The following is a 24,438-nucleotide window of genomic DNA, read 5'->3' on the forward strand; positions in this document are numbered from 1 at the left end:
GTATCGTTAGGAGCATACAAATCAGTGCCCATATTTTTATTTAACTTTCAGATCGCACTGAATTTTCAATCTCTCCTCGATTAAACCCAGAAATGCGCGGTATAAAGTGCGGACAACTATCCCTCGCGGAAAGATAAAGTTGATTATAATTACATAACCCATCCTGATCTCTAACGGAGGCAAACCCCGAACTCATGATTGTGAGTCCGGGATAAACCGCTTCTATAACAGCAGGATCGTTTTGGAAGTGTATACATTTTTGGCAAATCTGCTCAGAATTACCTGGTTTAATTAAATCTAAAATTTTCATGTGTTAATGTGTCACAATTGAAGACCAATAATGACCGAAAACAATTACTGATAGGAAGTATCCCAAAGCTACATTTACAACAACCCCGAAAGTAAATGCGGCGAAAGGCTTGATACCTGCCGCAGCCAATTCACGGAACCGAGTAGTAAGACCAATACTTAAGAAACTAAAGGTGAACACCCAGGTGCGCAATGCCGTTATAGGGAGAATGAGCGATGGTTTCACCAATTTATTGTAATCAGTAAGCGTATTTCCGTGTACAATAAGTGTAGTAACCACTGAAGCAATGAGGAACCCAATTACGAATTTGGGGAAGCGCCACCATATCTGTCCAACCTGAACCTTTGAGTTGGTTTCAGTACGCTCCCAAACAGTAACTGAAATAAGCGCCAATACCAATGACCAGATACCGATCCAGATGTCCCGTCCTATTACTTTGATCAGTGTGTAAGATGCAAGGGCCTGTTCAGCTGTTCCGGAAATACCCAAATGCGTGCCAGCCAGACCACCATACGATTGAGCAGCAGCCAAACCGGCAGCGTCAGCAAATTCTGACGTCCCTATCCAGGCGCCTGCCACCCCTGTTGGCAGGTGAATTGCACGTGAAACCAGTGGCAAAGCAAAAATGAGAATAATGGCGTAAAACACCACCAGGCTTATCGCAATTGGCGGATGCTCCTTCTTGGCCCGTACGGCTCCCGCAACAGCAATTGAAGCAGAAACACCGCATACAGCACCACCTGCCCCCAATACCGCCGCTAACCGATGGTCAAGACCAAGCTTTCGGGCAGTGAAGAAAATAACAAAAAAGGTAACTAAGGAAACAATTGATGCCTGTAAAATAGCTACGGGTCCAGCCCAGATAATTAATGTAAAAGGCAAGGTAGCTCCCAGCAATACAATACCCAGTTTAATATAAAACTCTACCCTGAATCCGGCATCCAGCCAACGGGGTAATCCAATTACGTTTGAAATAAATAATCCAAGCGCAAGAGCCAGCAATGGTGGTTCCAGGTTATAGCGGTTGGCCTGATCCCAGCTGCCTATGGCGTAGATGACTGTTGAAAGTACAAAAATAAAAATGAACGATGGAATAAATGCCTTTGGTTTTTGCCCGATGAAGGAAATTACTATGGTAAAGAGCCCGAGGAATGCCGCAAGCAAAGCCAGATACTTAATGCCGTTCTTTGAAAATTGTGTGGAAAGCTGTGATAAGGTTGACCATTTGGCCGGAGCCACCGCAATCCATGAAATGCTGGAGCCCGTAAGATAAAGGACATAGGCCAAGGCCACAATACCCAGGCCAAGCCAAACCGCCCACCAGTCTTCTTTCGACCAGAATTCCTGCCAGATGGAGGGTTTATTTATACCGGTTACTTCGGTATGAGTTGTTTCTGTCATAATGTTTAATTTAAATTATTTTTGAATGATATTTATTGTGTTTTTTAGTCTCCTTATTTCCAATTTTCCGGTTTAAATAATACACTGCCATCAGTTCTTATCTGCCAGGAAGTAACCGGATTTAAATGATATCCGCCCAGATCTGTACCCCGGGCATCCACCAGTTGCCTTAAGGTAGGTTGTATGTACCCCGTCTCATCAATTGCTCTGCTTAATATTTCTGTATTTTCCCCGTTCCACTGCCATAGGTATCTGAACAAGGTATGTGCCTTATCCAGTACAGGCTCCTGTAGTTTGGCGGAGCTCCAGGTTTTACCGGCATCTGTGCTTACTTCCACTTTTACAATTTTCCCCCTTCCGGTCCATGCAATACCTCTTATTTCTATCCACCCACGGTCTACTTTTTGAGGAAAAGAAGGATAGGTAATTATCGATCGTGCATCCATTTCGAAGCTGAACATTCTGATCTTATCCTTAACCGGATAAGTGTAACGGGATGTTTCTTCCCTCGTCATAAAAGGCTGATCAGATATTTCAATTCGTCTTATCCATTTTACGTTGGTATTGCCTTCCCAACCAGGTAGCAGTAAACGGGCTGGATATCCCTGTTCGGGACGCAAAGCCTCCCCATTTTGACCATACGCTATAATTGCCTCATCCCACCCTTTCCTGGGAATGCTCCTTGTCATTAGAGATGCGTCTGAACCTTCGGCGAGCAGCCATGATGCCTTTTCACTTACGCCAACCTCCCTCAGCAAGGTAGAGAGCATAACCCCGGTCCATTCGCTTTGGCTGGTTAAGCCAAGTACATCCTGCGGTGTCATTTCTTCTTTACCGGTTCTAAAATTGCCTGCACACTCCAAAAAACAGATTCTTGTAAATGAGGGAAACTTCTTCAGATCAGCTAGAGTAAACTTCATGGGCCTGCTAACCATCCCATGAATAAGCAATTCATATTTACCAGGGTCAATGGTTGCTACTCCCGCATGATGCCTTTCAAAATGCAGGTCTGATGGCGTTATGGTACTATATAAATCCTGTAAAGGGGTGCGAGATGATAGATCTGACGGCTTACGAACAGGGTGCTCAAAAGGAGAACGTTTACCAAGTACGCTCGGACCCGGGCCTACTGTTTTTGTTGGATCGCTGATCGGGCCAACAGGGACTCCGGCTTGTATGTATTTCGCAAAAGAAGAACTAACCGGGATAATAGCAGCAGCCAGTGCCCCGCCTAGTAAGGTACGGCGGCTTATCCTTCCCGGTGTTTTATTCATTTCGGTATTCTTATTTTCCTCCATCAGCTCATTGTTATTTAACTTCTGCCCCACCCCTTCGGTCATCAACCACAAAAAGCTTTTTTGCGGGCATAATTACACGCGGTAAGGTTTGTGCATTTAATATAAAATCGGGTTTTATAATCTGGTTGGAACCCAGCAAAAAAGCTGTTAAGCTATAAACCTCGTTATTTGTTAATGAGCCGGGAAGATTATAAGGCATGGTGCGTCTCATATAATCAAATAACGTTGTTGCGTAGGGCCAGTAATTACCAATGGTTTTAGGCTTACTTTTAAATAAGGTGTCACTTACCAGGGCCGGGGCGGGCAGTTTAAATCCCGGCGTTTCCCTACCATTCTCACCATGACAAGCAGCACACTTTAACGCATATAATACCTTTCCCCTAGCTGCATCGCCTTCGCCTGATGGTAAGCCCTTACCATCGGGCCTTATTGCTATATCCCAAAGAGAGATTTCCTGGGCTGTTGCAGTGCGTCCAAAACCAAAAGTTGCCGGCCATTTTGTTGTATCCTGTCCTTTCCATTGCTGATGTTTAACAGCTCCGTTGCCATGCGAAGCCATCAGCATCACGGCAATCAGCCCGTAAGCAATCACCATAATAAAACGAATAGACCTGCCCCGTATCTTTTTTTTCATTTCAACTCAATATTTATCATTTGACATTGATGTTAAATACATCCTTCAAGGCACATTTAGCAGCATGGTACCCGCACATACCATGTACACCGCCGCCAGGCGGTGTAGAAGACGAACAGATATAGATACCTTTTGCCGATGTACGGTAAGGCGACCAGCGCAAGGCTGGCCTTGTAAATAGCTGTGCCAGATCAATAATTCCGCCGTTAATATCACCGCCAATATAATTGGGGTTATAGCTCTCAAGTTGACCGGTGTTCATGGTGCTTCTCGCAATAATTCTTTCACGGAAGCCAGGTGCAAAACGCTCCACCTGTTTTTCTATCGCGTCTGTCATGTCCTTGAATGAACCATTAGGAACATGGCAATAAGCCCAGGCTGTATGTTTTCCATTTGGTGCACGTGAAGGATCAAACAAGCTTTGTTGAGCCAGCAGCACAAAGGGTTTTTCAGGATGATGTCCCTTAGAAGTTAGCTGTTCGCTTTCTACAATCTCCTGTAAGCTGCCTCCTATGTGAACGGTTCCGGTATCCCGAACATTTTCAGCAGTAAATGGTATGGGAGCATCTAATGCCCAATCAACTTTGAACACGCCCATTCCATAACGGTATCGCTCCAATTGCCACTTATAAATTGATGAGAATTTATGCCCTGCTATTGTAAGAAGTTGTTTTGGGGTAATGTCAAAAAGTATGGCGCGTGCGGATGGCAACTGATCTAATAACGTAATATATCTGTTGGTTTCAATTTTACCACCCAGGGATAAAAAATATAAAGCAAGGGCTTCAGAAATTTTCTTTGAGCCGCCCTTGGGCACCGGCCATCCTTTCAAGTGACCGTTGGCCATTAAAACAAGTGCAATTGCTGAAGTTGCCATATTGCTTAATGGCTGGATACTATGGGCAGCCATTCCTGCAAAAAGCCCTTTTGCTTTTTCTGTATCAAACCGTTTGGAAAGTTGTGTTGCGGGCGCTAAAGCATTTAATCCGAAACGCGCCATTTCATATGGATGTTTAGGGAAATGTAATGGGGCCAACACATCTGCTGCAATATCCGGCAAGCTTTTTACCAGCGGCTGTATCAGTTTTAAATAAGCATTTTTATCAGCTCCCAATAAGTCAGCCGTTTCCAAAACAGACGTTTTAAGCACAGCAGCGCTTCCGTCATCAAATGGATGTGCTGCCGCCACTGCGGGATAGATATACTCCAGACCGTATTCACCAAGAGGAAGCGTTTCAAAAAATGGAGAGGCCACTGCCATAGGATGAATGGCTGAACATACATCATGCAAAAAACCTGGCAGGGTTAGTTCCTCTGTGCGTAAACCGCCGCCAATTTTATCTTTTCCTTCTATCAGTAAAACAGAAAGCCCGTTTTGTTGCAATAATATGGCTGCAGCAAGACCATTTGGTCCTGAGCCTACTACTACTGCATCGTAATCAACACTTCCTGTTTTCATTAATTCCATTAATATTTCCCAGCACTGAGCGTGCTTGCCGGTAATGTATATTTCCTTTTATATCTATCCAACACTACGTAAATCAAATCCTTTTTTTCATTTATACCCGAAAGGATCACTCTCGCCCCATCGGTAGTGCTGTATTTCAGGATCATGCGGTTCCGCTTTGGTTCGGGTCCCTTAGCAGCAAACTCCCTGTCTCTCCTGGTTGACCAGGCATGCTCGTCTATCATTTTCTTTTCATCACCTATATGCTGCAGGGCTGTTTTGCTGATCCAGTTATCTGTCGGCTTTTTCTCGGTATTAGAACGATTACGGCCTCTTGTTCCTCTGTTACCTCTTAAGGTTATAGCATTTTTATCCTGTAGGTAAAGTACCTTATCAATCGTATCTGCATAATAGTGGAATGCGCGTTGTCCACCAGCTACCCCGGTGATTTCGAATGTCCGCTGAATATCTTTCATAGGGCTCCCACCTCCGTTAGAAGGGTCAATCAATACCGGATGGTTTACTTTAAATGTTAAAGTGGTCCAGTTTTCAAAGGTTGCTTCCTGCCACCTTACCGTATCCAGTGGATTGTAAGGAATCTCCTGCCCATTTATTTTAAATTCAGTTACGTGATAGTTGCCTCTTAACTGTTTTAGCCCGGCGGTTGCAGGTTGCTTATAAGGATCGTATTTAAAGTTAATAACCTCTGTATAAGTTAAAATGACAAAAAATATGATGAACGTAAGCAGCTTTAATCCGATGCGAGCATATTTAAGCCATGGCTTTCTAAAATCAGGATAAACGCGAACCGGTACGGTATAGCGTTCCAGAATAAGCAGGTTATATAGTTTGGGAATATCATCGGCAAAAAGAATGAGTGCCAAAAACACAAAATAAAATGCATAAACGTGTACACCACCATCGTAGGCATAGTTTACATAAGTAATATCTCCCAGGGCACCAGCAAGTAAAATTGCACCGAAAGTTGTTGTACGCCTGAAAAAAAGCATAGTTCCTGCGGCAATCTCAACAACGCCGCCAAAAACCTGATACCAAGGCACAATACCTACAGACATCCAGTAGATTTTCTGAGCGGTAAAATCGCCAAAATTACTGTTTAACAAGCCCAGTGAGGGATAAGGCATTTGCGTAGGAAACAGCTTGGTAAAACCAAAACCAATAATCCCGATCCCAGCCCTGTATCTTACAACTACTCGAATCCAATAATATAAGATATTGTAATTTTTGCTTTTCCAATCAACCAGGGTCCAAATTAATCCACCGGCCACCCCTATCAGAAAGGCAATACCCCAATCGGCATAGTCGGCCAAAAAATTCCTATCCGGAGGCGGTGCGCTATCATTACCATTTCTACCGTGCTTTTTACCTGTAAAAGCAGCAGCCGTTGAATCATGATCGGCATCGCCGTTCGGACCAATTTTATTGCGGCCGCTACCATGATGCGCGGCAAAACGCTGTGTTCTTCCGGTGTCCGTTTTTGTGGAGTCTCCCCTGTGATGGTGAGGTCTAATACCTGTGCCAGCCAGGCTATCGCCGCTCCTCCCGGCTTGGGTAGAATCGCCATGGTGGTGATGTCTGCCAAATCCGTTATGATTCCCACCGGCAAAGCCGCCGCCATTGCCTGATTGTGTTGAGTCGCCCCCCCTGTTATGATGCCGATGCTCTTCTCCCTTGTTGCCATTTTTATCACCCGGGTTGCCTTCATTACCCACCGGGAAAGCGCTATCTTCATTATCGCCTTTGCCACTGAAAAATTGTTTGAAGCTCGGCTGAAAACGTGCGATATCGTATATATCCCGGTAATGCGGATGCAGCCAGTCAAGCGTAAACAGGTTTTTATACCAGTTGCTTGTGAAAGGAATACACATTGCCAACAGAAATACAAAAAGTATGCGAAACGCAAGTTTTTTGTACCATGACCATACCTTGTTGTTTGCTACAGGTTGGTTACTTGTCGAATCTCCTGGGTCATTTTGTGATTCGGGTGTTATTTCAGGATTATCTGAATTAGTTTTTTTATCAGACATAATGTTTTAAGTTTAAATCGATGATCTATGATTCCGTTTTCTCAAAGGATTACTTCTTTTCTGTTAAAGTTTAAGCACCCTTCTGCGACCCATTGAGAGCGGATATTTTTTATCCAGCTTATTGAGCACGACATAGACAGAATCCTTTTGCTGATTAATACCAGTTAAAATAATTGTAGCGGTATCCGGCCGTGAATATTTGAGTACAAGCTTTTCGCCTTTATAATGTGGATTCTTATCGGCTAAAAACAATACGTGGTTTAAAGTATCGGTATTATAGCTATAGTAATGCCTGCCAGCGGAACCTATTAACTCATAATCCCTGTCTTCATCCTTTTTAAATACCTGCTCATAATTAACTGCATCAACAATTACCGGCCGGTTAGATCTGATACTAATGGTTGCCCATTTTTCAAATACCACATCTTTCCACCGCACCGAATCTGTTGCCGAATAAGGGAGTTCTTTATTATTGATTTTAAATTCGCTTACATTATATATACCACTTGCTTTAGCTAAACCCGGTGTATTTGGAAACTGGTAAGGATCATGCTTATAACCTGAATAGGTTTTAAAACCATAAAGAAAAACAAAAAAGAAAACTACCAGTGTTTTAACAACCAACCGGATTGTTCGCTGTCTGCCTGTTAGTTCGGGTTTAAACTTATTGGGTTCGGTAGGCTGTTCCAGCGAAACCAGATTGTATATCCGCAGGGCGTCAAATGACAATACAAATAAAGCGAAGCTCAACAGATATATACTGTAAACGTATTCGCCACCTTCATAGGCAAGGTTAGATATAAAAACGTTTCCTGTAAATACCAAGATGATCAGCGCACCAATGGTTGCTGTTTTCCTGAAAAACAATAATAAACCGGCAACAATTTCGATAGATCCGAGAAACGACTCATAGTTTGGTACGATGCCAAGGCTCATCGAGAATATCTTCCAATCGTTGAAATCTCCATAACTGGTATTCAGATTACTTATGGAAGGAAATGGTGCCTGCAGAGGAAAAAATTTAATAAAGCCGTATCCTAAAATACCTATGGCCAGCCGGTAACGTACAATTACTCTTAACCAATAATATAAGATACTATAGTCCTGATCTTTAAATTTGAATCTACTCCAAATCACTGAACCAATTACAGCTAATACAGCGGCAATTATCCAGTTGATGAAGCTATCGGCCCCGGGAATAAATTTGGCAGACAAGCGTGTTATATTGAAAATATCACCATAACTGATGCGAAGCCAGTTAATGCCAAAAACTACTTTAAATAGGTCCACGCTTAGTGGCAACGCCTGGATTATGAAAAAGAGGAAAAAGAACCGAAATACATTCTTCTCTCGCTCACTCCATTTACCGGTAGGTTCAATTGTTAAGAATTTTGTCATGGGGTTTAATTTAATATTGTCAAAAAATGACGCCGGAGGCAGAATCGAACTGCCGTATAAGGTTTTGCAGACCCAACCTGGCTACTCGGTCCTCCGGCTCCATTTATTTAAGGTTACCCTTTTATTGGTACCCTTAAATTTGTCTTTCGTTATTTGGCTTTCACTGCTGAATTTCCGGGTTTGATTTTACGGGGCTCTCTGATCACCTCTCTTTTGGCCAGGTCATATTTTTGACCTGCGCTTAAAAAGAAAAACGGGCCGCTTGATACCGTATAATCTTCCGTACCCTTAGGCAAAGATTTTTCTTCACTTTTGAGGATCGTGTTATAATCGTATATGGCCACAAAAGATTTTCCTATAACCTGTAAAGTGTCTCTTTGCACCACTACTGCGGTTGCCTCATCAAGCCCTATACCAATAAGTTGCGGCGATTTTCTGATCAGGCTAACCAGGTCAAACTCCCTGTTCCGGACTAAAAGGTGCTGGTCTATCGCTGAACTTTTAAGAAAACCCAGGCCTTGTGTATGGTCACCGATCAATATCTGAGCCCCTTTAGTATCACCTCTCCAAAGAAATGAACCTTGGATGCTGGCCCCTGCAGAACTTCCTGCAATTACACCACCGCGATTTAGTACATCCCAAAAAGCCTTGTGAGTAAGCGTATTGAGGTACGCATCGGCTATGCGCCATTGGCGGCCTCCCACAAAATAAACTCCGGTTGCTTTTTTTAGGGGAGCAATAAAAGCTTCGCTATTGGCTTCCTTCAAATCATTTGTGTGCAGAAGCGTTACATCCTTAATACCAGTTTCTTTTTTTAAAATTTCTACATCTTTCTGGTCGTAGGCTGCAGAGTCGCCAGTTGCAGTGGTTACCACTACAATTACCGCTTTTTCTTTGCCTCCGGCTAACTCTGTGAATTTATCCCAGATGTCTCTTTGAGATCCTACGTTTCCTCCTATAATAAGCAGGGAGCCTTTTTCTGGCCCGTGTTTGGTGGTAGGATTTATAATTTTTATTGCCGGTTGTAAAGTTATCGGTGTCAATGTTTTTTTGACAGCAGCTGACTGCGCTTGCACAAATGCAGATACTGTCAGCAATAAACCTATCAGGAAATATTTTTTCATGTTACGTCGTTTTTGATGTTTAATAATTAAGATAACCTACTTATCATCGTCATCTCCACTTTTTCCAACCCCGGTATTTGAACCTTTGCCTCGTGGTTGTTCAATCACCACGCGTTTAGCCAAGTCATATTTTTGACCTTCGTGCAAAAAGAAAAAAGGCCCATCAGAAGCAGTGTAATTCTCCTTTCCATTGGTAACATGCTTTACACCATTTCCTATAATAGTGTTGTAATCATAAATGGCTACGTAAGCTTTTCCTATTACCTCTAAAGTATCTCTCTGCACCAAGATAGCGGTGGCCTGCTCCAAGCCTATACCTATTAATTCTGGCGTATTTTTCACAAAATCGACAAGATCAAACTGCCTGTTCCGGGTAAGTAAGTGTTGGTCAATCACGGCGTTTTTTAAGAAGCCCAGCCCTTGGGTATGGTCGCCGATCAATATTTCTGAGCTTTTTGTGTCGCCTCGCCAAAGGAATGACCCTTGTATCGTAGCTCCTGCAGACGTACCTGCAATTACCCCTCCACGGTCAAGAAGATCTTTAAAAGCCTGGTGCGTTAGTGTGTTCAGATAGGAATCTGCAATGTGCCACTGCCTGCCACCATCAAAAAAAATGGCAGTAGCTTTTTTTATCGGCTCAATAAACTTCTCAGAATTGGCTACTGAAAGGTCGCCGGTGTGCAATGCGTGCACATTTTGCACACCGGTTTCCTTTTTGATTAATTCTACGGTTTCAGTAACGAATTCAGCCGAGTCACCGGCAGCTGTTGTAACTACCAGAATATTAGCTTTATCTTTTCCACCAGCCAGTTCAACAAACTTGCTCCAGATTGTCGGAGTTGCTCCACCTCCGCCAATGATAATCAGTGATCCCTTTTCCGGACCGTGCCTGGTAGTCGATTTCTTTATCGTAATAGGCGATGGCTGAGCAAATACAGCCGAACAGCTGACAACAGCTATTATAAACGAAAGGATGATTAATTTTTTCATTTGATTTTTAATAGTGATTAATATCCAGGGTTAGCATTTGCTCCCGCCAATTCGGGATCAACTAATGTCTGACTATAAGGAATCGGGAATAAATACAGATGCGTATCTGGAAGTGATAATACCGTTTGCGCCCTGCCGGTTCTCACCAGATTGAAAAAGCGATCTGTCTCAAAAGGAAACTCAACCTCTCTTTCTTTTTCAAGTGCTAATAACAAATCACTAAGCGTTGCAGCAGTACTGGCTGGAACACCCGCGCGTGCTCTTACTGCGTTTAAATCGGCCAGCGAACCACTTAGATTTCCCTGCTCAGCTCTTGCCTCTGAACGGATAAAGTATAACTCGGCTATACGAATTACATAGGCAGGATCGGTTCCCAGCGGCTGACGATAGTATAACTGACCATACCAAAGGTTTCCTGGAGGAGCAGTTTGTGCAATCAACGCGCTTCTGTTACCTCCTATTGCGGGGTTATTTAACAAAGCAACCAAACCTGTATTAGGAGCCCATTCGCGACGGCCGCCTAACGCGGGTGGCAGCCACCATGTGCTGTGACCATTAGTATTTGAAACCGTATATGCCAGCTCAAAAACTGATTCTTTTGTAGCCACAGCATTATTGGCAAAAAAAGCACTGTAAGGTGTCACCAAAGTATAGTCCGTAGCATCACTTATAACCTGGGTGGCATATTGCTCTGCCAATGCCCACTGTTGTGTATAAAGGTATAGCCGCGCTTTTAGTGCCCATACGGTTTTTTGAGTTACCCTATTACGGTTTACTGCTGATGGGACTAAAGTTTCGGCGGTATTTAAATCCTTTAACACCTGGGCATAAGTATCAGCCAGGCTGCTTCGGGGAATACCTGTGTTGTCTGCAGGGGTAGTTGTTGGTTTAAGGATCAATTGCACCCCGCCCCAGCCACGCGCCAGATCAAAGTACGCCAATGCCCTGATAAAGTAGGCCTCACCGAGATATTGGTTTCGTGTTGCAGTAGTAAATAAGGGGTCAGTTACCTTTGGAACATCGGCAATAATATAATTTGCCTGCGAAATGGTTTCATAAATGGTTGTCCACGCTGTTAAGATATAACCATTGGTTGATGACGTTAAGTGCTTATTAATATCACTTGCATCTGATTGAGAGCCGGTCCACTGGATATCGCCACCTGCCAAATAGGAAATAGCCGGAAAATTTTCCCCGTAATATCCACTGCTGGCAAGCGTATTAAATAAGCCGTTAGTTGCTGTTCCTGCCGAGCCTGCATCAACAATTGCCTGTGATTGGTCCACATTTAATTTTGGCTCAACAGTCAGGAATTTCTTGCACGCGCCCAGCAATAATATAACAGGTATTATGTATATATATTTTTTCATCTGTCTTTCTTTTGTGATTATGAATGAAACGGGTTAAAATGTTACGTTTGCTCCTATTTGTACTGTGCGTGGTATTGGCGGTGTTCCAAGGTCATAACCAAGTACTGTAGGAGATGATGACACATTTACTTCAGGATCTGGTCCGCGGTATTTAGTAAGCAACCAAAGATTTGTGCCGCTTACGTAAACCCTTATGGAAGAAACCCCTATTTTATTTGTCAGACTGTGTGGTAGCTTATAACCCAGATTCGCATTACTTAATCTTAAAAAGGAGCCATCCTCAATATTGCGACTGGTTGGGCTGATCGTGTAGTTATCTCCCAGCGCAGTCAATCTTGGCATGTCGGTTATCTGTCCGGGTGTTGTCCATGCGGTTAACTGCCTGGTATCAATTGCCCTATTGGCATCGCGTGTTCCGCCGCCCTCAAGGAAGTAAGCATTGTTATTGTATACTTTGTTGCCTATTTCATAGTTGAATGATACATTCAAATCAAAATTTTTGTAAGTAAAACTATTGTTTACCCCCCCGGTGTATTTCGGCAATGCGCTGCCATCGGCTTCAATATCGTTGGCTGTTGGTTTTAATGTGCCACCGTCGTGTCTGGCGTCATCATAAACTGCATTGCCTGTTTTGGGATCAACATATAACTGCTTATACACAAAGAAGGTGTACATTGATAAACCCTGCACCATTCTTTCAGCAGCATAGGCTGCTACAATAGGGCTTGGAATTTTTACGATTTTATTTACGTTGGTTGCAATATTGAAGTTTGTGGTCCATTTAAAATGCTCCGCGCTAATGTTTGTGCTGGTAATATTTAATTCTATACCTTTATTACTCATTTCTCCGGCATTTTCCAGTATTGATGAAAATCCGGAACTTACTGCCAAAGGCAGATTAAGTAATAAATTTGAAGTGAACTTATCATACACATCGGCTGTAACATTCAGGCGGCTGTTAAATAAACTGGCATCCACGCCGATATCAGCCTGGCGGGTACTTTCCCACTTCAGATTAGGATTTGCTAACTGCGTAGGAAGTGTTCCAGGGTTATTTTGATAATTTGCGCCAGCTCCCCATAATCCCCTCGAAGCATAATCGTTGATGTTGTTCTGATTTCCTGTCAAGCCATAGCTTCCACGTAATTTTAAATCATTTACAACAGCAACATCCTTTAAAAAGTCCTCTTGTTTTAGGCGCCAGGCTACACCTGCAGATGGAAAATATCCAAACTGATTATTTGCCCCAAAGCGGGATGAACCATCGGCACGTAAATTAAACTCCGCGTAATATTTTTCATCATAGTTATAATTAACTCTTCCGAAAAATGATGAAAGCCTATATTCAGCTTCAGTAGCCGAGGCCGTTGTACTGGCAGCAGAGGATATCAATGTGTAGGAGTCATTCGGGAAATTTGTACCGTTGGCAGTGGTATTAGCAGTAGTAGTGCCTTCTAAAGAATTACCTACCAGGACGCCAAATGTATGTTTGCCCCAGTTTTTACTATAAGTAAGTGTTTGCTCATCAGACCAAACCGTATTGGTAGAAATGCTGGAAGTTCCTAAATTATGATTGGCTATGCCAATAATGGTTAAACTATCCCAATACTGATATTCGTTATAGGTATTGTAATCAATACTCCAGCTACTGCGAAATTTCAGATCTGGTGCTATTTTTGCTTCTAAATAGAAGTTACTGATCAAACGATCGCTGGTAGAATGCATATTGGTATTATTCAGCAAAACATCCAGGTTATCAAAGCCTGCCCATCTTGCAGGTGAGCCATCGGCATTTACTTCAGGCAGGTATGTTGGTGTGTGTAAGGCTGATTGCAGTACACCACCCTGCGGCCCGTCACCCACACGTGCATTTGTACGATAGGTTTGGCTAAGTGAGTTGCTGGTACCTATAGTAAATATATCGTTGATTTTTTGATCAATATTAACCTTAAAGCTTGCCCTTCTAAAGTCATTAGTCTTTAGGTCAGCTTGCTGTGTATTAATTCCAGCACCGATATAATAAGTGGTTTTATCATTTCCACCCGATATTGAGCCATCATAATTCTGCAGAAAGCCTGTTCTGAATGCGTCATGTAAACGATCATATGTTTGCTGGTCCTGTGGTAAACCTCGTGGCGCAGGTGAAGCAGTAGGATTGTCAGTTAAAGCTCTGAAAGGCTGTACTGCATATTGAGCAATTGCTGTTGCATTACCTGCTGCAATAGCATCAGCCTCAGAGTTCTTATACATCGTATTGATTATTTCCGCTTGTTGCGGGCCTGTTACAAGATCCCAAAGTTTTGGGGCCCAGGCAGCGCCGAAGTAGGTATTTAAACTTACTTTGGGGGCTGTATTGCGCTTACCTCTCTTGGTAGTAACTAATATAACGCCATTTGCCGCCCTGGCACCGTAAATAGCCGTTGCATCAGCATCTTTTAAGACACTGATACTTTCAATATCTGCAGGATTGATATCAGAAAGAGGATTGTCGGCCTGGCCCTCAGTAGTTATCGTTTGTAAAGAACTACTATTAACGTATACACCGTCAATTACATATAGCGGGTCATTGCCTGCATTTATAGATGTGGTACCACGAATACGGATAAACATGGAATCACCAGGCACACCTGTAGAAGCGCTAATTTGCAGACCTGCTGCCTGGCCTTGCAACTGTTGTTCAAAAGTTGCCTGAGGTTTGTCCCGAATGTCATCAACCTTAACAGTAGAAACAGAACCGGTTAACGACTTGCGTGTTTGTGTGCCATAAGCAACCACCACTACGTCATTGAGTTGATTAAGTGTTTCAGCTAATTTAATAGTGATGGGGCTTCCATCGGCTATAATTTCTTTCGTTTTATAGCCGAGATAGGTAATAATCAGGGTATAAGGGAATTTCTGGCCGGTTACAAAATTAAACCGACCACGGACATCAGTAGCAACAGCGTGTGTAGTACCTTTAATATGTGCAATAGCACCTGCTACGGGTTCTTTAGTAAGTGAATCTAATACTAACCCATCCAATGTAGAGTTAATAAGGGGGGTAGTTGTTTGTGCCTTAACAAGGTATGGGATAATGAAAAGGGTTAGAATTGCAAAAGGACGTATGTATTTTTTTAATTTTTTCTTACGGGTAAATATTTCCATATTTAACGAGGTTTTATGTTAATGAACTATTCGTTGCTTAAACCAGTGGTGAAGTTCAGTGAGTGATTTGCCGTTACTGAGCTGATACTTCATTTACTACAGACCGGTAAGGCTTCCTTGCCGGTTTCTTTTTTTTATTATTTTATTTAATCATATATTTCTGTGTGCTATCTTCTTTAAAAGCATACGCGCTATTATTGAGGTATATCAAATACCCATTAGCATATTATATTAAAAATGATGTGGATTATTAACAACAACAACATAGAATGTCGCCATTGGGAGAGACGGTCATCATGTTGCTTTCTGATTCTATTCCTTTCGAAAACAGAAATATGTTACTTACAGTTGTTTTCATTATTGAAAGGCAAATATAATAATTATATACTACTTACTCTATAGACTTTGTATTTTGATTGTTACATTATGATATTTTTTACTATTTGAAGTTTCTATAGCTTGCATTAGCATTACGTATTAGAAAATATTTTATTGATAATCATATCCTGCATCAATTAGAGTTCAACATCGTGATGTTGTGTACGATATTTAATTTTATTGCTACTCCGTTAAATATAGATTACTCCCTCCTGGGATGGGAGCTTTAAATAAACCCTAAAAGATTTTTAAATAACTGGTAGTTGCCATTCAATCACATCGAAACATTAATTAAACGGGGCTGCGTTTACCACTAACCTATCACCTAAGGCAGTTTTTTTGAGGGAATAAAAGTAAAGCCCCTGATAACAGGGGCCCTTACTAACCCAATATAAACCCAATATGAGAGAAGAATTATGCGCAATGCATAGAGGTCAGAAGCGGATTTGAACCGCTGTAGAAGGTTTTGCAGACCTTAGCCTAACCGCTCGGCCACCTGACCATTGCCCGGATAAACCGGGCACTAAACTAATTGATCACTAATAAACAAGCGCTAACTTGCTATTTTCTTTAAATTCTTAAGACAGTTTTCATATTCACGCTTCAATTAATTACAGATTAGTTAATAGTTGATTAATTAGAAAATATTTTCGGTAAAAAATGAGTTTTGTAAAGAACGCGTATGGTTGGTATAGCTGTCATTAAAAATCGGCATACCTTCGCCAAGTTTTAACTCAGATAGATTAACTGCATATTTCTCATTTACTTCAGGCTGTTCGCAAGGATTTCCGTAAAAAAAAGTGTTCAGGCTTTTCCTGGCAATATTTATTAATCTAGGCTTCGCCATGTGACATCATGTGTAAAAAATGATATTGAATAACTAATGGTTCTGATTAAAATCGAAATGCTTAGCAGCAACAACAGCTACAACACCCCTGTTTGGTCAGGAGTTCAAAATATTGGTTTTTGATAGCTGTTTTGTTCATATCCATGACAAATGTAGGTAAAGAAATGAACTTTGCAAGTTAATTCTATAAAAACTATAGATTTTATAGAATTAATTTAGAAATTTGATAAAATGAAACATATTAGATTTGCCATCTGCGCTGCATTGCAGCTATTGATATTAATGGGCGCCAAAGCGCAGCAAATTCAGACCACAACGGCAAGCAACTATGACCGGGGCTACGCGGTGAAAGTTGGCGACCAGGCTCCGGACGATTTTGAACTGGTTTTAACCGACGGAACAAAAACATCCCTGAAACAGCTACGGGGAAAGATAGTAGTTTTACAGTTTACAGCCAGTTGGTGCAGTGTTTGCCGTGAGGAGATACCCCACCTGGAGAGTGAAGTATGGAAAGCTTTTAAGGATAAAAATGTGGTTTTGATTGGTATTGACCGGGATGAGCCATTAGCTAAAGTGCAAAAATACCATCAGGAAATGCAGGTTAGTTATCCGTTTGCGCTTGATCCAGGCGCCGATATATTTGGACGTTTTGCCAATAAGAAAAGCGGCGTAACACGTAACGTTGTAATTGATGCTGGCGGCAAAATTATTTACCTTACCCGGTTGTATAATACCGACGAATTTAACGCAATGGTCAAGGTGATTGATCAACAAGTTAACCAGCCCGTCGCAAAAACAACAGACCTTTAAAAGTAGTTTAAGTAAATTTCCTTTAGTTTAGCCGGATATACAGTGCTATTTTGAAACATCCACAGCTTAAGGGCCCAGGTATTAATTTAATCAGGGGAATTAGTAAATGGGATTTTGTCTCATTGATAGTTAATATCACGGTCGGTGCTGGCATATTGGGCCTGCCTTCAAAAATATTTGCCCTTGTGGGGGTTTATAGTTTGCCGGCCATTGCAGGTTGCGCTGTACTGATCCTATTACTTATTCTTTGTTTTGCCGAAGTCGGCAGTCGCTTCAACGGTACAGGAGGACCATACTTATATACGTTAACCACTTTAGGTCCTTTTATAGGTTTTGTAGCAGGATGGCTTTTGTGGTTATCACGCTTATTCAGCTTTGCTTCGGTTTGTAACCTGTTTATAGATTATACTGCTTATTTATGGCCGGGCGCAGCCTTTGGTTTGCCGAGAGTGTTTTTAATCGGCTTGATTACCCTCAGCCTGGGAGCAATCAATTATGCCGGTATACGCCCAGCCACCCGGGTCAATAACATTATTACTGTTATCAAGCTTTCAGTACTTATCCTCTTTGTTATGGTTGGTTTATTTTTTATCCATCCCACCAATTTCCGGGCGATCAGCTCTTTTAAGCCATCCGCTTTTTTGTCATCCGTTTTGCTGCTGGTATTTGCATTTTCCGGTTTTGATGTGGCAACGGTGCCTGCCGGAGAAGTTGTTGAACCGCAAAAAACGGTCCCACAAAGTTTATTAATCGCCATCGGCGTTGTCTCCATTTTATACATTTGTATTCAATACGTATGTATAGGTACCCTGCCCAATTTGGTACATTCAGAAAAACCCATAGCGGATGCCTCCCGATTATTTATGGGTAATGCGGGGGGATATTTTATTACTGCCGGTGCTTTGATTACCATGCTGGGTACATTAAATGCGCTAATGCTAACCAGCTCGCGGCTGCTATTTGCCATGTCCGAACAAAAGCAGTTGCCGGCAATACTTAGTCATATTAATAAACGCTACTACACACCATCGGTTGCAATACTGATAACCTGTGCGGTTTTACTGTTGCTAACCATCGGCGGAAATTTTGTAAATACTTTAACTATCAGTGCAATTATACGCCTGTTTACTTTTATTACCACCTGTTTGGCATTGCCTATACTGCGAAAAAAGCAAATAAAAAGAGCTCCTTTTACAGTTCCAGGAGGCGTGTTTATCGCGATAATTTCTATTGCTCTTTGCTTATTTTTGTTTTTGAATATTAATAGCGGTGAAGCGGTCAATGCGGGATTGTTGGCTCTTACAGGACTGGCAATTTACTTGATTTGTAAATATACCGGTGTTAACAAAATAACTATTGCTAAATGATAGATAAAGAATTTAAGCCGGTAACGATCAGAACGGATGCGCGTATAGCTGAGATATCCTGGTTTGATGACTTATGTGGCGGCGATACGCAGTTTCTGAGTGTTTTGGATAATGAGCGCAGAAGTAATTTTAAACACTGCGCCGATATTACGTTACTTGCGGAACAGTTAGGCTATAGTAATATCCTGCTTCCAACATCCTATACCGTTGGGCAAGACGTAATGACCTTTGCAGCGGGAATAGCCCCGCAAACCAGCAAAATTAATTTATTAATCGCTATTCGTTGCGGGGAGATACACCCACCTATGCTGGCCAGGGCATTAGCTTCCCTTGATCACATGCTGCAGGGCAGGCTAACCATCAATATCATTAATTCAGATTTGCCTGGTTACCGGGAAGATGCTGATTACCGGTACCGGCGCTGCGCAGAAACGATAGAAATATTAAAACAGGCATGGATGCAGGATCGTATCCTGCATAAAGGAAAACTTTATGAATTTGATATGCCCGCTGACCCGGCTAAACCCTACCAGCAGAATGGCGGCCCTTTACTTTATTTCGGCGGCACATCAGATGGTGCAAGAGACGTATGCGCCCGGTATTGCGATATGTTTTTAATGTGGCCCGAAACCGAAGAAATGCTATACCAAAGCATGCAGGACGTAAGCCTGCGGGCGGCAACTTACGGCAGAAAGGTCGATTTCGGGCTCCGTGTCCATGTTATTGTCAGAGAAACGGAGGTGGAAGCCAGGACGTATGCCAAAAAGCTAATGTCAAAATTTGATCCGATTAAAGGCATGGAAATCAAAAGCCGCGCACAAGACTCCTGGTCACTTGGAGTAAAAAGACAAAATATGGTACGCGAAATGGCCGATGAGGAAGGCTATGCTGAACCTAATCTATGGACCGATATCGGCAAGGCCAGGTCGGGAGCCGGGGGATGCCTGGTAGGTAACCCGCAACAGATACTGCAAAAATTAAACCGGTATATGGATATGGGTATACGCTCATTTATTTTATCCGGGTACCCGCTGTTGGACGAGGCCAAATACTTTGCCGAATTGGTGCTGCCTCACCTGCCTAATGTATCTATGCCCAAAGTACAAAACCGTATTCCAGATAAGGAACCGGTCACACCCTTAACAACTGCGCCTTTACATTAAGCACTCCTGCTAGTAAGGTTAATCTGTTAATTTAAAAATCACCATGAGTTCATTCCCTATATAACTCTTTCGCGGTGCTACTTTCCCCAGTAAGCCATTTTATTACTAATAAGTCCGAGCGTCCAGCCTAATTTTCAAATTGTTTATTCCTGCCGTTCTAACATTAATTATGAAAACAGATTTCCTATAAAGAATTGAAGTCTGTCTTTTATAAATATTTTAAAAATACATAATTTATCGATATTTAATAAAAACTATAAAATCCATAGACATAGTATATTTTCTGTAAAAGTTTACTATATTTGAATCGTAAATAAAATAGAATGAACTTTTTTTTACATTCTGAACTAAGAAAATCAACTACGGCTACCTTCGTTTTATGCAAACGAATTTGCTGTTGTTATTGTTGTTGCTGATCACCCATCTCAAAAAGGATGTCCTTTTAATTATCTTTTAAAAGACGAATCATCTAATCTACAATTTATTATATCCGTAATGAAGCCTCAAGGCAACACCTTTTGTAAGGCGGCCTTCCTGATCTTAAGCAAAAATTACAGCCCCGTTCTGATGGCAAAACTACCAAGTAAATCAAATTAATAATTTATATCTAAAACTCAAATTTTAACAACATGTCAGCATTTAAAAAACTAAAAGAATTGGTGGCAGCAGCAGAGTCTGATGCTACCGCATTTTACAGCAAAGGAAATAAAGCAGCGGGTACACGACTTCGAAAAGCATTACAAGAGATAAAAAATGCCGCTCAACATGGCAGAGCGGAAATACTCGAATTAAAGACTAAAGAAAAATCAAAGGGTTTGTAAACCTTTATTGAAATCTTGATTGTTTGCGAGCAATGGTTTGTATAGGAATTTCATTAACTATTACCTTAAAGATCTAAAACATGAGTACAGATTTACAATGTCCTGTAGACTTCGTAACTATTAACGAAAATCAGGCCAGATTAACTGCTTTGCAGGTATTATTACTGGTCGCCATTGGGCTGTTTTTTGGATATACAGTTATAATAGCATTTCTTGTTATCGATTTTTTTTTAAGAAGCTTTAACTGGGGAAAATACAGCATTCTCAATATTGCTAGTGGTTTCTTGATCAGGAAATTCGCAATTAACAACAAGCAGGTTGACAGGGGCCCTAAACGTTTTGCGGCGCTGGTTGGATTCTTTTTCACACTATCAATTTTAATATTATCTCTTGCGGATATTACTCTGCCGGCCCAGATAATTGCTGGCGTCTTATTGATTTTTGCCTCTCTGGAGGCTTTTGTTGGTTTTTGTGCCGGATGTTATGTCTATACATTTTTTATCCGATTAAAGGAAAGGCGAAATCCCGATCCTCAGAGCAATTAAAATAATTGTAAATATTCTTGGCAAGGCCTTAATGACGTATAGCACAGCTTAAACTACAATGGTAAATTTTATAAACCGTTTTTTATCACAATAATATAATCTAATAAACTATGAAAATTGAACTTACTTTACTTTTTGCAGCCCCTATCCTATTCTTGGCCATACCATCATTTGCGCAAGATGGAACCAAACTTATAGGTTACGATGCCAAGACCATTGGAAGAGGCGGAACAGTTACCGGATTTTTTGACAATACAACGCTATTGCAAACCAATCCAGCAGGCATTTCGTTTCTAACATCATCTGAATTAGATTTTGGGGCCGGAATTTTAGCACCTCAATTGCATTTCAAAAATAGCATTAATGATGCTAATGGAAAAAGCAATAAGTATCCTTTAGTAACCATAAGTTATGTTCACAAACCTTCAAATAAATTCACATACGGCTTTGGTGTTTTTACTGAAGGAGGATTAGGCGCCGATTTTTCATTGAACGATGAACTATATAAGGACCAATCAGGTCAATATGTTAAACAGCCATATCATTCAAAATTTGATGTTTTGGAAGGCGGCGGATCATTGGCCTATAAGATAACAGACAAATTTTCTGTTGGCGGAACGGCTCAGTTGGTATATTCCCAATTGCAATTCGGGGCGCCGTTGAGTTTATCCCCATCGCTATTAAAGGGCGTTATCAATCCGCAAACCGGTTATACTTTCGGAAACCTATTTTCTGGTGCGCCTTCATCAGGTGGTTTGGGGTATTCAGAATTAACGGGAACGGCAAACATAAGTGGACTAACAGCCTGGGGATTTTCGGGGAAAATAGGATTTGCATATAAACCTACTGATCGGCTGTCTTTTGGACTGAATTATACTTTACCAACAAGCCTTTCATTTAAAGGTGGCACATCAAACCTTGATTTGACTTATCAATTTAACGATGCTTTCGGAAGAGTTGTGGCGGGCATTATACAACAAAACCCTGGCACCACCCAGGCACAGGCACAGCAACAGGCCACGCAACAGTTTACTCAACTCGGTATCGACCTTACAAAAGGAGTAAAGGATACTTACGCTGCAGATGCCGGGCTTAAACTCCCACAGTCTATATCTGGCGGCTTTTCTTATGCCGCAAGCAAAAAAATAAGGTTTGGTGCAGACGTTGAATGGATAAACTGGGCAAATGCTTTTTCAAACCTTAATATCAATTTGACGCAAGGAACAAACCCCAACATTAACAGGTTATTGGGGACAAATGGAACCATAGCCATTCCTTTTCCGCTACAGTGGAAAAACACTATCGAGATCCGTACCGGCGGCGAGGTTGATGTCACCCAGGGTATAACACTAAGAGCCGGATATATTTATGGCGGCAACCCGGTGCCTGCAAACACGGTGTTTCCAATATTCCCTGCAATAGTTAAACACCACCTAACATTAGGCGGTTCTGTAAAACTATCAAGTGTAGTTGCGTTAAACCTCGCTTATGAACATGCTTTCAATAATGATGAAACTGCAAGTTCGGCAAGTTTAATCGGCAGTCAATATAACAATAGTACGTCAAGCCTAGCCACCAACGTTTATCACGTTTCAATTTCATGGTTGCTACGATAACAACTTTTTGGCAGTTCCCGGCAAATCTCAAAATTGTTGATGAAGAATATAAAACCATCTATTGCCTGTTGCCGGTATTATAAATCGCAGTTTAATCGTGCTGATGACAGCAGGCTTTATGTGGGACCCGGGCAGGATAGCTTTTGCGGTGGCGGGAAATAAAAACAACTTTATCAAAAAATGGACCGGCTAATCAAATTTAGCTGTCCTATTGGTATCGTTTTAGTGCTTTTGTTAAAGTTAAGCAATTGGATTGCTGTATTGAAGCAATATTGTTCAATTTTATACGGTCGAGCGCAAGCATCTATAGGCGTGCACAAATGGACGCTTCTCGAACCATTTTACAAATTTAAAGATATTTAACTCATTGTCAATCTGTTAAAAATCAAGGTCTCATCAAAAGTTTAAGACATAACTAATATTACAGTTCACGACTTTTTAAATTCACCATCTTATAATTAAAGTTCAGATACTTTCAAGACGGATGGCAGGACAATTGTCGAATCACTTTTTGCAGGATTTGAAGAAGCTAGCCGGGTAAGTATGTGTAGCCTTTGCTCCCAAATTGAGCTCGAACCAATGCCCCTCTTGGTTAACGGAAAGATAAATTAGTAGTGATCCGATATTGTATTAATGAATTTTGTACAGTTTATCGGGTGACCAAGCTATTTTTTATTAGTTGCTATAACTGTAACGTTAATGCCCTTATCCTCCAGTAATTTAATGGTTGAATCTGCTATACCATCATCTGTTATAATGTATTGAATTTGATCAAGCGCGCATATTTTCCCTAAGCCCCGTCTTCCCATTTTTGAACTATCTGCCAGTACTACAGTAACCTGCGCAGCATCAATCATTTTTTGATTTAAACGGGCCTCCATAAGGCTGGTAGTGGTTAAGCCCACCTCTAAATCTATTCCATCTACGCCTAAAAAAAGCATGCTGCACGATACGTCAGCAAGTATTTGTTCGGCATAAGGCCCCATAACCGAAGATGAATTTTGCCTTAGCTGGCCCCCAAGCTGTAAAACATCAACATACTGATGATGAGACAATTCTAACGCCACATTTAATGCCGAGGTAATTACTGTCAAATGCTTTTCGGGTTGAATGGACCTGGCCAGCGCCAACATAGTTGTGCCTGATGCAATGATGATTGAATCGTTATGTCCTATCATTTTTGCGGCAGCTCTGGCTATAAGGCTTTTTTCCTCGGCATTAAGTTGCTCTTTTTCAGCAACCGGCTTGTCGTTTGTATAGGGATTAATTTTTGTGCCCCCACCATGTGTGCGAAAGAGCAAATTTTTATCCTCAAGCAATTTCAGGTCCTTCCTGATGGTAACATGAGAAACATCCATCTCCGTACTCAATTCCTGAACATTAACATAACCGGCGTCATTCAGTTTCTTTAAAATATATTGATGTCTTTCGGTAATACTTTTCATATCCTGGTACAAAAAAATACAATTATCATCTCAAAAATAACAATAAGCGTAACATTATAGACTACATTCTTTAAATATTCCATACAAATAAACACAACAAACATTTCGATTTGTTTCTTTATTTACATAAAAGCTATTATATTGCCCCACAAATGAAACAAACAAAAATTAACAGCAACTAATATCTTATAAAAACTTTCATTATATCACAATATAGTTTCGTTATATTTCGTTTATAATTAAAATTACAAACGAAGCAAACAGCTCCATAATAAAAAACAT

Annotated in this window: 19 protein-coding genes and 1 tRNA gene; 7 read left to right on the top strand and 13 right to left on the bottom strand. The window is 41.4% G+C overall.

Annotated features, from left to right (window positions below; translation table 11 throughout):
• Positions 1-313: 313 nt before the first annotated feature.
• The 12 genes from JN11_RS21570 to JN11_RS21625 all read right to left on the bottom strand — a co-directional run bounded on the left by JN11_RS21570 (position 314) and on the right by JN11_RS21625 (position 16,389).
• Positions 314-1,711 carry a YeiH family protein gene (locus tag JN11_RS21570; RefSeq protein ID WP_144916060.1) on the bottom strand — a complete coding sequence of 466 codons (1,398 nt, stop codon included), beginning with the start codon at positions 1,709-1,711 and terminating at the stop codon, positions 314-316.
• A gap of 53 nt (positions 1,712-1,764) precedes the next feature.
• On the bottom strand, positions 1,765-3,051 hold the full coding sequence (gene soxC / locus JN11_RS21575) for a sulfite dehydrogenase (RefSeq protein WP_246139068.1): 1,287 nt from the start codon (positions 3,049-3,051) through the stop codon (positions 1,765-1,767).
• Positions 3,020-3,643, bottom strand: coding sequence for a c-type cytochrome (locus JN11_RS21580; protein ID WP_211360875.1), 624 nt, complete (start codon positions 3,641-3,643; stop codon positions 3,020-3,022). The genes soxC and JN11_RS21580 overlap by 32 nt, the downstream gene beginning before the upstream one ends.
• A 16-nt stretch (positions 3,644-3,659) precedes the next feature.
• Entirely contained in the window at positions 3,660-5,102 is a 1,443-nt protein-coding gene (locus JN11_RS21585) for a phytoene desaturase family protein (protein WP_211360876.1), read from the bottom strand.
• An 8-nt stretch (positions 5,103-5,110) separates the two neighbouring features.
• Positions 5,111-7,138: an MFS transporter gene (locus JN11_RS21590; protein ID WP_144916064.1), complete on the bottom strand. Its 2,028-nt coding sequence runs from the start codon at positions 7,136-7,138 to the stop codon at positions 5,111-5,113.
• A 63-nt stretch (positions 7,139-7,201) separates the two neighbouring features.
• Positions 7,202-8,536, bottom strand: a complete 1,335-nt coding sequence (locus JN11_RS21595) for a DoxX family protein (protein ID WP_144916065.1) — start codon at positions 8,534-8,536, stop codon at positions 7,202-7,204.
• A gap of 149 nt (positions 8,537-8,685) precedes the next feature.
• Positions 8,686-9,660 carry a cyanophycinase gene (locus JN11_RS21600; protein ID WP_144916067.1) on the bottom strand — a complete coding sequence of 325 codons (975 nt, stop codon included), beginning with the start codon at positions 9,658-9,660 and terminating at the stop codon, positions 8,686-8,688.
• 36 nt (positions 9,661-9,696) lie between these two features.
• The gene (locus tag JN11_RS21605) at positions 9,697-10,650 is read right to left on the bottom strand and encodes a cyanophycinase (protein ID WP_144916068.1); all 954 of its coding nucleotides are present in this window, start codon (positions 10,648-10,650) and stop codon (positions 9,697-9,699) included.
• Positions 10,651-10,667: 17 nt separating this feature from the next.
• Positions 10,668-12,020 (bottom strand): RagB/SusD family nutrient uptake outer membrane protein, encoded by a 1,353-nt coding sequence (locus tag JN11_RS21610; protein ID WP_144916070.1) that lies wholly within the window; start codon positions 12,018-12,020, stop codon positions 10,668-10,670.
• Between the two features lie 33 nt (positions 12,021-12,053).
• A complete protein-coding gene (locus tag JN11_RS21615; protein WP_144916072.1) occupies positions 12,054-15,164 on the bottom strand; it encodes a SusC/RagA family TonB-linked outer membrane protein in 3,111 nt (1,036 codons plus the stop codon).
• Positions 15,165-15,973: 809 nt separating this feature from the next.
• A tRNA-Cys gene (locus JN11_RS21620) sits at positions 15,974-16,044 on the bottom strand.
• Between the two features lie 135 nt (positions 16,045-16,179).
• Positions 16,180-16,389 (bottom strand): hypothetical protein, encoded by a 210-nt coding sequence (locus JN11_RS21625; RefSeq protein ID WP_144916073.1) that lies wholly within the window; start codon positions 16,387-16,389, stop codon positions 16,180-16,182.
• A gap of 231 nt (positions 16,390-16,620) precedes the next feature.
• Here JN11_RS21625 and JN11_RS21630 point away from each other — a divergent pair, with 231 nt between their 5' ends.
• The 7 genes from JN11_RS21630 (at position 16,621) to JN11_RS24875 (ending at position 22,873) form a co-directional block, all read left to right on the top strand.
• The gene (locus JN11_RS21630) at positions 16,621-17,199 is read left to right on the top strand and encodes a TlpA family protein disulfide reductase (RefSeq protein WP_246139069.1); all 579 of its coding nucleotides are present in this window, start codon (positions 16,621-16,623) and stop codon (positions 17,197-17,199) included.
• Between the two features lie 50 nt (positions 17,200-17,249).
• Positions 17,250-18,566, top strand: coding sequence for an APC family permease (locus JN11_RS21635; RefSeq protein ID WP_262713301.1), 1,317 nt, complete (start codon positions 17,250-17,252; stop codon positions 18,564-18,566).
• A complete protein-coding gene (locus tag JN11_RS21640; protein WP_144916075.1) occupies positions 18,563-19,729 on the top strand; it encodes an LLM class flavin-dependent oxidoreductase in 1,167 nt (388 codons plus the stop codon). The genes JN11_RS21635 and JN11_RS21640 overlap by 4 nt, the downstream gene beginning before the upstream one ends.
• Before the next feature lie 629 nt (positions 19,730-20,358).
• Positions 20,359-20,550 carry a histone H1 gene (locus JN11_RS21645; protein ID WP_144916077.1) on the top strand — a complete coding sequence of 64 codons (192 nt, stop codon included), beginning with the start codon at positions 20,359-20,361 and terminating at the stop codon, positions 20,548-20,550.
• A gap of 80 nt (positions 20,551-20,630) precedes the next feature.
• Positions 20,631-21,095, top strand: a complete 465-nt coding sequence (locus tag JN11_RS21650; protein WP_144916078.1) for a DUF4395 domain-containing protein — start codon at positions 20,631-20,633, stop codon at positions 21,093-21,095.
• A gap of 110 nt (positions 21,096-21,205) precedes the next feature.
• Positions 21,206-22,711: an OmpP1/FadL family transporter gene (locus JN11_RS21655; RefSeq protein WP_144916080.1), complete on the top strand. Its 1,506-nt coding sequence runs from the start codon at positions 21,206-21,208 to the stop codon at positions 22,709-22,711.
• A 39-nt stretch (positions 22,712-22,750) separates the two neighbouring features.
• Positions 22,751-22,873 carry a hypothetical protein gene (locus JN11_RS24875; protein ID WP_262713302.1) on the top strand — a complete coding sequence of 41 codons (123 nt, stop codon included), beginning with the start codon at positions 22,751-22,753 and terminating at the stop codon, positions 22,871-22,873.
• A gap of 503 nt (positions 22,874-23,376) precedes the next feature.
• On the opposite strand, the gene JN11_RS21660 is transcribed toward JN11_RS24875, so the two are convergent.
• Complete coding sequence (locus JN11_RS21660) at positions 23,377-24,156, bottom strand: DeoR/GlpR family DNA-binding transcription regulator (protein ID WP_144916081.1); 780 nt, start codon at positions 24,154-24,156, stop codon at positions 23,377-23,379.
• Between the last annotated feature and the right edge of the window lie 282 nt (positions 24,157-24,438).

Source organism: Mucilaginibacter frigoritolerans, from assembly GCF_007830615.1.
GTDB lineage: Bacteria > Bacteroidota > Bacteroidia > Sphingobacteriales > Sphingobacteriaceae > Mucilaginibacter > Mucilaginibacter frigoritolerans.